We start from the raw sequence: 12,647 nt of genomic DNA on the forward strand, positions 1-12,647 counted from the left end.
TATTTGAGATCATCGAGAGAGCGGATCATAAGGGAAGAAGGCGCACGCATGAGTATTCACAAATTCGAAGTGCTGTTAAAAGTCGTGGAGCTAGGCAGTCTAACCAAAGCGGCTGAAGCACTGGGATTTACTCAATCAGGAGTAAGCCATATTATACATAGTTTGGAGACTGAATTTGGCTTTCCTTTATTATTACGAGATCGTTCAGGTGTACGATTAACAGTAAATGGAGAACAGGTAGTTCAGCCCATCACAGAGATTATGAACTGGAACGAACAGTTGAAGCAGACGATAACATCGATTAATGGATTGGAATCAGGAACGATCCGAATCGGTACATTTACAAGTGTATCGGTACACTGGCTACCTGCAATGATTAAGTATTTTCAGCAAGAATACCCGAATATCCATTTCAAATTAGTCGAAGGCGATTATCAGGAGATTGAAGATTGGATCTCGAATGGACAGATCGATTGTGGATTTATTACGATTCCTAGCCAAGCTTCATTCGAAGTGATTCCTTTGAAAAAAGATCGGATGTTAGCGATAGTGCCGCTGGATCATCCGCTCAGTCATCTGGATCGCTTTCCGTTAGAACGTATTGCCACTGAATCATTTATTATGCCACGCGAAGGATCAGATTATGATGTGAGACGATTGTTGTCACGATTTGCGATTACACCAGATATCAAATTTTCAGTCGGAGATGATTATGCGATTATCGCGATGGTCGAAAATAGTCTAGGGATCAGCATTTTACCAGAGCTTGTATTACAAGGAAGAGATCATAACGTCAAAATGCTCGAACTGGAATATCCAAGCTATCGTTCATTAGGATTAGCTGTGCATTCACTGAAAAAAGCATCACCGGCTACCAAACGATTTTTGGAGTATATACGCACTTCTCATAGCTGAATAAGGGGCTATAGAAACTGGAAGTTTTTTACCTGTAAACTATGCTATAATAAGTCCGAACTTTATAATGTAAGCGTTATCTAAAAAAGAATGAATAGTGAAAAATCATCTTACCCACATTATTAGGAGGTATCCTTATGGCGCTCGGAACAAGTATGATCATTCGTCTGGAAATGGATAAAAAACAAGTTACATTTGGTGAAGTGGCTGCTGCGATTAGTGATGCCGGTGGAGACGTTGTTGCGATTGACGTTATTCATGCTAGCCCTGAAAGTACAACTCGAGATTTAACAGTGAATCTACCCGAGACAGTAAGAGAAAGTATTCTCAAATCGGTTGGAGAACTGAGCGGGGTCAAAGTAGTTAACGTCTCTGACCGTACATTCCTTGCCCATCTAGGCGGTAAGATAGAAGTACAACCGAAATTCCCTGTTAAAAACCGTGAAGATTTATCCCATGTCTATACACCGGGTGTTGCCAAAGTATGTATGGCAATCCATGAAGATAAGCAAAAAGCATTCTCACTAACGATCAAACGGAATATGATTGCAGTGGTATCTGATGGTACAGCTGTATTGGGTCTTGGCGATATTGGGCCAGAAGCGGCAATGCCTGTGATGGAAGGTAAAGCGATGTTGTTCAAACAGTTAGGCGGAGTCGATGCTTTTCCGATCTGCTTGGATACCAAAGATACCGAAGAAATTATTAATGCGATTAAATGGATGGCTCCTTCATTTGGAGGAATCAACTTGGAAGATATTGCTTCACCTCGTTGTTTTGAAATCGAACGCCGTTTAACAGAAGAACTGGATATTCCTGTTTTCCATGATGATCAACATGGTACAGCTGTGGTGGTGCTTGCAGGGCTATTAAATGCTCTACGGATCGTCGACAAACCGCTTGAAAGTGCCAAAATCGTACTACTAGGTGTAGGCGCAGCAGGATCAGCTTGTATCAAAATGCTACTATCAGCAGGAGCACATAATGTGATTGCAGTCGATCAATGTGGCGCTTTGGTCAAAGGCGAAGAATATCCACATGATATGTGGAACTGGATCGCAGAACATACGAATCCTCATCAAGAACGTGGAGGACTGACTGAAGTTATTCAAGGAGCAGATGTATTTATCGGTGTATCTCGCCCGGGTCTACTAACAGTTGAACATATTAAAACGATGGCAGAAGATCGGATTGTATTTGCGATGGCGAATCCGAATCCTGAGATTGAACCTGAACTGGCTGAACCTCATGTTCGTGTGCTAGCGACAGGACGAAGTGATTATCCGAACCAGATCAATAATGTATTATGTTTCCCGGGTATTTTCCGTGGGGCACTGGATTGTCGTGCACGAGTCATTAATGAAGAAATGAAAGTAGCGGCGGCTAAAGCTATCGCTTCAGTAGTTAAAGAAGACGAGCTGAATGAACTCTACATTATTCCGGGTGTATTTAATGAAAAAGTAGTCGAGTATGTTCGTCGAGGTGTTGTAGAAGCAGCTATACGTACCGGTGTAGCACGCCGTACACCACCAGAATTCCGTTAAGATATCTCTGCTTAGGGTAGGAGGGAAGAAAATGATGCAACCGATGGAGCACAAGTCAGAACGAGCTTTTGCAAGTGCTGTAGTTCAGCCGATTCAATCTTATCGTGATGCAGGCTCTTCTGCACAAGGAACAGGAAGTTTGTTCGGTCAACAGTTGATGGCAGAGCAGTATCGTCCTGAATTTTATGCCTATTATTATAAGCAATGGCAGGATTATAGTATGGCTTACCACCAACATCCATCGACTGAGATTATGTATATGATCTCTGGACATTGTCTGATCGAACTACAGATTCAGCAAGATGCTCAAGCATCTAATGGGTCTGCTCCTGTTCAAGTGCAGTTGAAAAAAGGTCAGTTTATTATGATCGATGCGAATGTCCCTCATTGCTTGATTGTTGAAGGATCATCGCCTTGCCGTATGCTGAATGTTGAATTTGGCTTTGCTCCATCGTCGTTGCAACTTCCTTCATTATTTCAAATGGCAAGCGAAGAAGAAGCATTAGCTGAGCTGTTATCTCAACCGCAGCATTATTTTGTGCTTTCTGATCCTGAAGAAGTCTATTATGTACTGAAATCATTGGTGTTAGAGCTGGATCAACAGCACCGCACAGGTACGATGGCTGATTTGCTATTTATTCAGTTATTGGTGCGGATCGCAAGACTCTGGCAAGATACCCAGATTCATAGTACTTCTCAGACCGAATGGTATGTGAAGCGTAGTATTCAGTATATTCATCAGAATTATGATCGTCCGATTCGGGTGGAACATATCGCATCAGCCGTCAATGTACATCCCGGCTACCTCCATCGGATTTTCAAAAAACATATGAACACCACACCGACCGATTATTTAACCCGTTTACGCATGGAAAAGGCAGTGATGCTTCTAGGGCAGACGGATATTCCGATTCAAGAGATTGCTGATTATATCGGTGTGAGTAGTCGGCAATACTTCCATTTGTTATTTAAAAAGCATACTGGACAGACCCCTGCGGAATATCGTGGAAATGTGTTTCGTTATGACCGACAGTATGTAGAAGAGTAAGATCGCGCTTTAACTGCCAAGCGCTTAGGTTAGGATATTAGACAACTAATCATCAAAGTAGTCACGATCTTGGTAACGCTTCCTTGTCTAACCACGCTACAATAAAAGCATATAAAATCTTTTGATCACCAGACGCGAATAGAGCGTATTTTAGAATGGAGGATATAATATGTCTTTTAAAGTAGCTTTTGTTGGAGCAGGAAGTATAGGATTTACCCGTGGATTGTTGCGTGATCTGCTCACAGTGCCAGAGTTCCGTCATATAGAGATTGCGTTTACCGATATCAGTCAACATAATCTCGATATGGTGACTCAGTTATGTCAGCGGGATATTACAGAAAATGGACTGTCGATTCAGATTCAAGCCACAACTGATCGACGAGCTGCCTTGCAAGATGCCAAGTATGTATTGTGTACGATTCGTGTAGGTGGACTCGAAGCTTTTGCAACCGATGTCGATATTCCTTTGAAATACGGAGTCGATCAATGTGTAGGCGACACGTTATGTGCAGGTGGCATTATGTATGGACAACGTGGAATTGCTGAAATGTTAAACATTTGCAAAGATATTCGTGAAGTATCTTCTCCAGATGTATTATTGCTCAATTATTCGAATCCAATGGCGATGATGACATGGGCTTGCAATGTCTACGGTGGCGTGAATACGATCGGTCTATGTCATGGTGTACAGCATGGACATCACCAGATTGCAGAAGTCTATGGTCTGGAAAAGAAAGATGTCGATATCGTGTGCGCAGGTATCAATCATCAGACATGGTATATCCAAGCGTCTCATGAAGGCAAAGACTTAACAGCAGGTTTATTAGACGCTTTTGAAAATCACGAAGAATACAGTCGTACTGAAAAAGTACGGATCGATATGATGCGCCGCTTCGGTTATTACAGTACAGAGTCGAATGGTCATCTGAGTGAATATGTGCCATGGTATCGCAAGCGTCCACAAGAAATCGGCGAATGGATCGATCTTAACAACTGGATCAATGGTGAGACCGGTGGATATCTACGGGTATGTACAGAAGGACGCAATTGGTTTGAAACAGATTTTCCGAATTGGATGAAAGACGAGCCTATGCGATTTGTACCTGAAAAGCGTGGGGAAGAGCACGGTTCCTACATTATCGAAGGGTTGGAGACAGGACGTGTCTATCGGGGGCATTTTAATGTGGTGAATAATGGGGTAATCTCTAATCTACCGAATGATGCGATTATTGAAGCACCGGGTTATGTCGACCGTAACGGGATCTCAATGCCACATGTAGGTGATCTACCGCTCGGTCCTGCTGCTGTATGTAATGTGAGTATTTCGGTGCAACGTTTAGCTGTAGAAGCGGCGATCACGGGCGATGATTTCCTTCTTCGTCAAGCCTTTATGATGGACCCGTTGGTCGGGGCTGTCTGTAATCCCAAAGAAATCTGGCAAATGGTCGATGAAATGCTAGTTGCTGGCGAAGAATGGTTACCTCAATATACAGATGCGATTGTCGCTGCTAAAGAACGTCTTGCTTCGGGCAACCTTATTCCGACTCAGGAGTATGCAGGAGCTGCCCGTCTAAAAGTGAAAAGTGTAGCTGAGATGCAAGAAGATCGGGATGCAGCTAACAAAAATGCAGGCGAGTCTGATAAAGGTAAAGATCGAGAAAAGGTTCAGCAAGAATAGGTAAAAAAATAGCAACATTGACTATCTATATAAGAATAAATCTCATCCTTATTCTATTGCGGAAATAGATCATATACCCTTCAAAGGTGAAAAAGCAGGCTGTTGCTGTCTTTTCACCTTTTCTTTTATCCATGCTATGGGTATGTACTTTCTAAGTTTTGATAGGTGAATGATCTATGTGACAACAAATATCTGTTATAAAAGATCAGAATACTGCTATACTTCGCAAATATGAACTTGTACGCTTAATCTAACCCATTATTGGGGAAGTATTAGAATAACGAAATACTGCACTATGCAACATCAACTGATAGGAGGAATAAACGCATGTCTATATCGAACGAAGGTAAGTTGAAGTGGGGAATTATTGGTACAGGAATGATTTCTAACAAATTTGTCGCTGATCTGGGACACACATCCAATGGTATCGCTTATGCTGTGGGTTCACGTAATCAAGAAAGCGCTGACGAATTTGCAGGTAAATATAATATTCCCAAAGCTTATGATAGTTATGACAAATTATTGCAAGATCCTGACGTAGATGTGATCTATGTAGGGACTCCGCATCCTTTACATAAGATTAATGTTATTGATGCTTTGAATGCAGGGAAACATGTATTATGCGAAAAACCATTTACCATGAATGCGGCTGAACTGGAAGCGATGATCGCTGTCGCTCGTGAGAAAAAATTATTCTTGATGGAGGCCATGTGGACACGCTTTTTACCACCGATTCGTCGTGTGCGTGAATGGATTCGCGATGGCAAGATCGGTGAAGTTCGCTTGGTCAAAGCGGAATTTGGTTTCCGTATGGGTTGGGACCCTGAACACCGCCTGTTAAATCCAGAATTAGGTGGAGGCGCATTGCTAGATGCAGGGATCTATCCTGTATCTTTCGCTTCGATGATCTTTGGCGCGAAGCCTGAGAAGGTGTACAGTACAGCAAGTATCGGTGAGACAGGAGTCGATGAGCAGTTCTCGATCTTGCTTGCTTATGAAGGCGGACGCTCAGCAACACTCAATGGTGCGATTCGTGTAGATTTACCGAATGAAGCCTATATCCATGGAACTGAAGGTTATATTCATATTCCACAATTCTTATTCAGCCGCGAAGCTTCTCTACATGTGAGCGATCAAGAAGTCGAGAAATTCGAAGACGATCGTCCAAGTGAAGGATATGCGTTTGAAGCCGAAGAAGTCGGTCGCCTGATTCAAGCAGGAGAACTGGAAAGTGAAGTCATTTCACTGGAAGAATCATTAGACATTATGCGTCTACTGGATCAAGTCCGTGGACAATGGGGATTAAAGTATTCTTTTGAAGATTAATAACGTATTGAATATCCACACGAGTACTTTTTGAATGACATGATCTAATATAGTAATTAAATAGATAGACAAAAAACTCACCATTGCGATCATAGCAATCTGGTGAGTTTTTTTAGTATATAAAGTATTTATTGGTTCTTTATCTCAATACATAATTCATAAAATTTTGATAAGCAAATCCGTGTACTTGCTCTTCACTATAATGCTTCAACAGCTCGTTAATTAGATTCTGGCTTTGCCCGGCATGCTCTAATCCTTGAATATGATACATAATCCCGTCAAAGTCCGAACCCAGTCCGATCAACTTTTCTCCGCCTAATGAGCAGAAGTGGTCGATATGCTTGATCAGTTCAGGGATCGTTACCGTTTCATGGTCGCTGACAAAGTAAGGACAATACACTACATGAACCATTGCATTTTTAGCAAATAAAGCTTGAGCTTGATCGTTTTTAAGATTACGTGGATTTTGGAAAATCTGACTGGCATTCGAGTGACTAGCGATTGGGTAATCGGCAATCTCGATCACATCCCAGAAAGCACGTTCACAGAGATGACTGACATCTGAGAGAATCTTATATTTATTATTAAAATAGATTAGCTCTCTTCCGAAAGCAGTTAATCCCGCTCCTCGTTCTTCTAACGCACCATCCGCCGCTAGATTGGCGTAATTCCATGTTAACCCTACCGATAGAATACCCAGTCGATACAAAATATTCATTTTGTGCAGATCATTACCGATAGGATCGACACCTTCCAACGTAAGAAAAGCACCGATCTGATGTGCTTGCAACTGCTCAATCTGTGACCACTTCGTAATATGTACCATCTGTGGATTTTTTTCCAACACTTCGGTATAGAAATAATGAATCTGATCGAGGCATGATTGGAATTTCTCAGGGTCTTTCAGATCAGGTTCTACAAATACAGCGAATCCCTGTACTTTCACTTTACCTGTTAGAAGGCGTTCTAGATTGGTATCCAGCTCAGGCGAATCGGCAAAATTCAATTTCCCTTTAGCTTCTCCAAATTTATATAACACATCACAATGTAAATCGATAATATTCATTATTAACATCCTTTGGTGGTCAAATTTTACTTTCGTGGTCTTTCAAGCATATAGTAGATTGAAGAATTTGCAAAATAGATTCATGTGATACCAAATGCCAAATCATACGTATATACAATAGATAGTGATGACTGCAACTTTGAGATAAAGGTGGGAATCTTTTGATTAATTTACATGCTAAATTACAGCTTAACAAAATAAATACAGCTTCCAAATCGTGGTTCCAAAAAATCCAGTGGGCACAAGTATATCTGGCGGTTGTAGGAGCGATCCATCGTGTGATCGTAGAACAACCGCGCAAATGGACAGCTACCCGTCAACAACAAGCCGATCTACCTGTTTCCCAAATTAGACAATTGCCACTACAAGCAGGCGATATTTTGTATACACCGAGTTCTGAATCCACTTACTATGCCGGGCATATGGGCATACTGGGCGAAGATGGTAAAGTGTATCATGTGCATCCGTATGGACCGGTATTTTCAGATTCAGTCGAATGGTATGTAAAGCGATTTTATGATCAAGATCGATTTATTGTGTTTCGTCCTCAATCAGCAGAAGCAGGACAAGCAGCCGCATTATGGGCGCAAGAGCATTATCAGCAAGTGCAAGCGTATCGCCTGAATACGAATCTCGATCAGATCGAACGGAGCTACTGTTCCAAATTTATTTATCAAGCGTATCTTTTCACATCCGGTATCAATGTCTGGCCACGTCCATTAAAGTTAGGTAATCACGGTTATATTTATCCTTTTCGCATTATGCGCTCCAAGCACTTGAAGATTGTAGGAAGTTTCTATAGAGGATAAATCTTCAGCCACTTTCTGTACAGCAGTAATCTACACGATAATTGTTACATTCAAATCATACCTAAAAGGCTTCCTTGTATCATCATATAACTGATGAGCAGGAAGCCTTTATGTGTAGATCCATAAGAAATAAGTTCATTATAAAACGTGCAAATAGTTCTGATATAAAGTAAAGCATGCTGTTCCTAACATAAAGCTACTGGTTGACAACCGCAGTATAGCAAGGATAAAGATGGGTTAAGAACTTTGTTCAGTCGCAGGGATGAGAGGTTTCTGCTGAGTGACAGCTTTGGCGCCATTCCCAATCCAACATTGTACAATGACCATTAGCACGATCATAACACCCAGTCCCCATTGCGCAGTGACAAAGTTTCCAGAATAATCGAATAATAACCCAACAATCAATGGACCAATCGCTCCTAATGTATAACCGCCACTTTGTGTCATCGCTGACCATGCGTTGGCTTCACCTGCATTGTTCGCTTCTTGAATCGGTAGCATTAGAGCTAATGGGAATAATCCACCTGCACCTATACCTAGAATCGCAATCGCTAACCATGGAGATACAGGTAAACGCAACGTCAGTAGCCCGATCATTTCCATAACACTACATCCAACAAGCCACCATGCCCGTTTGCCGAACTTGCTCACCCCGATCGGGATTAAGAAACTTATCGGAATCTGGATCAGTGTAAATAAAGTCATCATATAACCGGCTTCAATTTTACTGTATCCTGCATGTGCCATCATAGGCGATAACCATGTGGTTAACGAATAGAAGATCGCTGCCATCAATCCGAAAAAGACGGTTAATAGCCATGCTTTTTTCTGACGTAAAGGTAAAGAGACCGCAGTTGTCGTGGTTACAGTCTGAGGAGATCGAGCCAATCGTAACCAGCTAAATCCGGCAACCAGTGCCAATAACGCCCAGAACGCTAACGAATACTGCCATGATCCTAAACCTTGTTGCAAAGGCACAGCTAGACCTGCTGCTAATGCCGCTCCGATCACGAGAGCAACGGAATATACACTGACCATCGCCGCTGGCTTGGGAAAATACTGCTTGATGAATCCAGATAACAACGGGCCAATCAATCCGATTCCTATGCCTGCAAGTAAAGCACTGCTCATTAAGATGAGTGTCGAATCAGCGAATACACGTAGTAAAGTTGCACCACCGATTAATAGAAGAGAGAACGTAATTACTTTTTCTAATCCCCAACGTTGACTCCATGATAACGCTAGTGGAGCAAACAGTCCCATACATAATACCGGCAGTGTTACCAATAGACTAGCAGTCACACCTTGAATATGAAGGTCAGCCCGTATATTTTCCAATACAGGAGAAATCGACGTAATAGCAGGACGTAAGTTCAGTGCCGCTAATAGTAAAAGCATCGTTAAATATCGTATACGCATATTAAGGCTCCTTTTCTATAGATCATTTGATGAATTATGTATAGTATAAGAAAAGAATAACAATTGTACCATACTATTGTTTCTATTATTATGATAGTACAAGACTATTATTAGCAAAGAGTAGGATAAGAGGAGGACGAAGATGGAATTACGTCAATTGCAGTATTTTATAACGGTATGCGAAGAGTTACATTTTACCAAAGCGGCAGACCGATTAGGGATTTCTCAACCCACACTCAGTCAGCAGATTAAAGTGTTAGAAGATGAACTGAGCACGCCTTTATTTGATCGTATCGGCAAAAAAATAAGAATTACTGAAGCTGGCAAATTACTTCAACAATACAGCACACAAATGTTACGTGATCTACAAAATGCCAAAATGTCGATTGCTGAGTTACAGGTCAATCAACGGGGAACACTACGAATCGCTGTTTTGCCTTCGGATCTGGATTATCGGATGGGAGCGATCTGGATTGCTTTTCATCAGTTATTTCCTAATGTGCGCTTAGAAATTGTTCCTACGATTGAAATTCATGACATGGTTATTGAAGATAAAGTGGATATTGGAATAGGATTGTCTGGTGTACTGGATCGACGTATGGTGCAGGTTCCGTTGAGTACCGAAACCTATAGTTTATTTGTTCCTTCAGGTCATGCATTAACTCAACGTGTGGAGATTGAATTAGAAGAATTGTTACAGTTACCGTTGATCTTGTATCCTGTTGGTTTTGTTGGACGTAAATTAATAGATGATTGCTTTCAATCGAAAGGTTGGAAAGTACAGACATTGATGGACAACGGATCAGCCGCTTCACAGTTACAACTGGTCAAAGCAGGTATCGGGTTCAGTATTCACCCTCATGCTTTGCTCGAAGATCTACCGGATGATCAATTAATAGCGATCCCGATTGTGAATGATGCTCCTGTACGCAGTATCGAATTATTGCATCGTACCGATCGCTATATGAGTGTTGCTGCTCAGATGTTTATAGAGTTGATCCAAAAGCATTTTGCTCACAATACAAAAAGCCTCTAGTTCACTGTAAGATAACCAGTGGACTAGAGGCTCGATAGCACATGGATTATTTCAATACATCTGCTTGTTTTTTGTCCCAACTATGAATACCATCGTCTTCAATAATTGAAATCGAAGCGTCAGCAATATCAGGGTTGGTCATCAAGTTCTGCTGAATACGGAACTTGATATCATCTGCATCAGCAAGAGTTAATCCTTTGTGTAGTTCAATCAGACCTTCTACATGATAGTAGCGTCCTTCTTGAATAATACGCATCATTTGAATATCAGCAACTTGTTCATCAGCAAGAATCGTTTGTGATACTTTGTCTTCGATATCTTGCGGAGCCGCAACACCGATCAGTCCGATCATATTGTCATAACCGACACGGAAAGCGACAGCGATCATGAGTAGCCCGATTAATGTAGTGACGATACCATCGAGAAGTGCAAAGTTAGTCAAAGCAATCACAACGACAGAAATCAAAGCAAACAGAGCACCAAGTACAGCTACAATATCTTCATAAAATACAAGGCGTGTAGGTGGAGCCGCACGTCCTACATTTTTGAAAGCCGCAGGCATCAGTGCAAAGCCTTTGGCTTCAGGAGCACGTGCTTCTTTCAAAATCTCTTTCATCGCTTTGATTAGAATGGCTCCGTCGATCAAAATATTAAGCACAAGGACTGCAATATTTATCCATACACCGCCAGAATGAGCGACTGGATGTTGCAACAAGTGAATACCTTCATGAATCGTCTCATACGCCATAATCGTAACGACAATAACAGCAATCATACAGAAAATATTAATCACTCGCCCGAACCCTGTAGGGAAACGAGGGGTTGGCTTTTTCTCAGATAATACACTGCCGACAAAAACAAATCCTTGATTAACCGCATCTGCTAGTGAATGCATCGCAGAAGCGAACATGGCTCCACTACCACTGACTAGAAAGGCTCCGCCTTTACAAATTGCTAGTACCGCATTACCTGTCATCGCTACAGCCGAAGATTTGTTTCCTTTTTTGACTAAAGACATGAAACTTTCTTTTTTTGGTTGTTCAGCCACTTCGATATAGCCCCCTAATCTGTTCTATGTATGTTGTTTGGACAAGCCTTTCAACCTGTATTAATACACGTTTTAGCAAAAGTCGAAACGCTTTTTTTTTGTAATATAACGTCTGCAAACATAGGATACAAGAAATTTTATGATCAATATGATACTGTAAACATAATCAATAAGTAGGTAATAACATATAGAGTGGAGATGGCAAATGTAGTAATGCTACAATAGATAGGAGTAGATGTAAAAGGTAGCAGAACAGAATGAGCAGACGAAAGGAGTATACATATGAACCGGGAACGAGCGGTACAACTTATAGGAACGATAGTCACAAGTCTGGTATTATTGTTGATTCCACTCATCACTAAGATTGATTATCCGATCTGGTACTATATCGGATTGATGATCCTTATCGGTATCGCAATATACAGAGAAGTGACATACAAACGGTATGAGAAGAAGTTTTATCAGAAATGGCATGAAGCAAGAAAACGAGGCTTTGCTTTTAATATGATCTGGCAAAGTATACGCACAGCATTGGTATTATTGGCGATTATTGCAATCTTTCAATTATTTAGTTATGGATCGACATGGAGTGAATGGCTCACTTTATTTACGCCAACAACGTTGATCGCAATCGTTATTATTATAGTCACCGTGGGAATCATCGCAGGCATCTATTCATGGACTGAAAATGAGAAAAGATACAATGATATGAAGCAAGACTAAAAAACCCTTTATCTACGATCTTATAAATAAGGAAA

At 41.3% G+C, this 12,647-nt stretch carries 11 protein-coding genes; 8 read left to right on the forward strand and 3 right to left on the reverse strand.

Translation table 11 applies throughout. From position 1 onward, the window contains the following. Positions 1–48 precede the first annotated feature (48 nt). The 5 genes from PO903_RS09720 (at position 49) to PO903_RS09740 (ending at position 6,511) form a co-directional block, all read left to right on the forward strand. The gene (locus tag PO903_RS09720; protein WP_273593278.1) at positions 49–915 is read left to right on the forward strand and encodes a LysR family transcriptional regulator; all 867 of its coding nucleotides are present in this window, start codon (positions 49–51) and stop codon (positions 913–915) included. 137 nt (positions 916–1,052) lie between these two features. After that, positions 1,053–2,459, forward strand: a complete 1,407-nt coding sequence (locus PO903_RS09725) for an NAD-dependent malic enzyme (RefSeq protein WP_273593279.1) — start codon at positions 1,053–1,055, stop codon at positions 2,457–2,459. A 157-nt stretch (positions 2,460–2,616) separates the two neighbouring features. Continuing rightward, positions 2,617–3,507, forward strand: coding sequence for a helix-turn-helix domain-containing protein (locus PO903_RS09730; RefSeq protein ID WP_273594640.1), 891 nt, complete (start codon positions 2,617–2,619; stop codon positions 3,505–3,507). A gap of 169 nt (positions 3,508–3,676) precedes the next feature. Further along, positions 3,677–5,185: an alpha-glucosidase/alpha-galactosidase gene (locus PO903_RS09735; RefSeq protein WP_069326762.1), complete on the forward strand. Its 1,509-nt coding sequence runs from the start codon at positions 3,677–3,679 to the stop codon at positions 5,183–5,185. Positions 5,186–5,512: 327 nt separating this feature from the next. Then, positions 5,513–6,511, forward strand: coding sequence for a Gfo/Idh/MocA family protein (locus PO903_RS09740; RefSeq protein ID WP_069326761.1), 999 nt, complete (start codon positions 5,513–5,515; stop codon positions 6,509–6,511). Between the two features lie 139 nt (positions 6,512–6,650). Here the strand turns inward: PO903_RS09740 and PO903_RS09745 are convergent, their stop codons facing one another. After that, complete coding sequence (locus PO903_RS09745; RefSeq protein WP_273593280.1) at positions 6,651–7,577, reverse strand: dipeptidase; 927 nt, start codon at positions 7,575–7,577, stop codon at positions 6,651–6,653. A gap of 161 nt (positions 7,578–7,738) precedes the next feature. On the opposite strand from PO903_RS09745, the gene PO903_RS09750 reads away from it, so the two are divergent. Then, entirely contained in the window at positions 7,739–8,386 is a 648-nt protein-coding gene (locus tag PO903_RS09750) for a hypothetical protein (RefSeq protein ID WP_241669262.1), read from the forward strand. 237 nt (positions 8,387–8,623) lie between these two features. On the opposite strand, the gene PO903_RS09755 is transcribed toward PO903_RS09750, so the two are convergent. Next, positions 8,624–9,805: an MFS transporter gene (locus PO903_RS09755; RefSeq protein WP_273593281.1), complete on the reverse strand. Its 1,182-nt coding sequence runs from the start codon at positions 9,803–9,805 to the stop codon at positions 8,624–8,626. Positions 9,806–9,947: 142 nt separating this feature from the next. Here PO903_RS09755 and PO903_RS09760 point away from each other — a divergent pair, with 142 nt between their 5' ends. Then, positions 9,948–10,841: a LysR family transcriptional regulator gene (locus tag PO903_RS09760; protein WP_273593282.1), complete on the forward strand. Its 894-nt coding sequence runs from the start codon at positions 9,948–9,950 to the stop codon at positions 10,839–10,841. A gap of 46 nt (positions 10,842–10,887) precedes the next feature. Here the strand turns inward: PO903_RS09760 and PO903_RS09765 are convergent, their stop codons facing one another. After that, positions 10,888–11,889, reverse strand: a complete 1,002-nt coding sequence (locus PO903_RS09765; protein ID WP_193555934.1) for a cation diffusion facilitator family transporter — start codon at positions 11,887–11,889, stop codon at positions 10,888–10,890. A 282-nt stretch (positions 11,890–12,171) separates the two neighbouring features. On the opposite strand from PO903_RS09765, the gene PO903_RS09770 reads away from it, so the two are divergent. Next, positions 12,172–12,612, forward strand: a complete 441-nt coding sequence (locus PO903_RS09770; RefSeq protein ID WP_273593283.1) for a hypothetical protein — start codon at positions 12,172–12,174, stop codon at positions 12,610–12,612. Positions 12,613–12,647: the final 35 nt, after the last annotated feature.

The organism is Paenibacillus sp. PK4536 (assembly GCF_028594455.2).
In the GTDB taxonomy this organism is placed as follows: Bacteria; Bacillota; Bacilli; order Paenibacillales; family Paenibacillaceae; genus Saccharibacillus; species Saccharibacillus nuruki.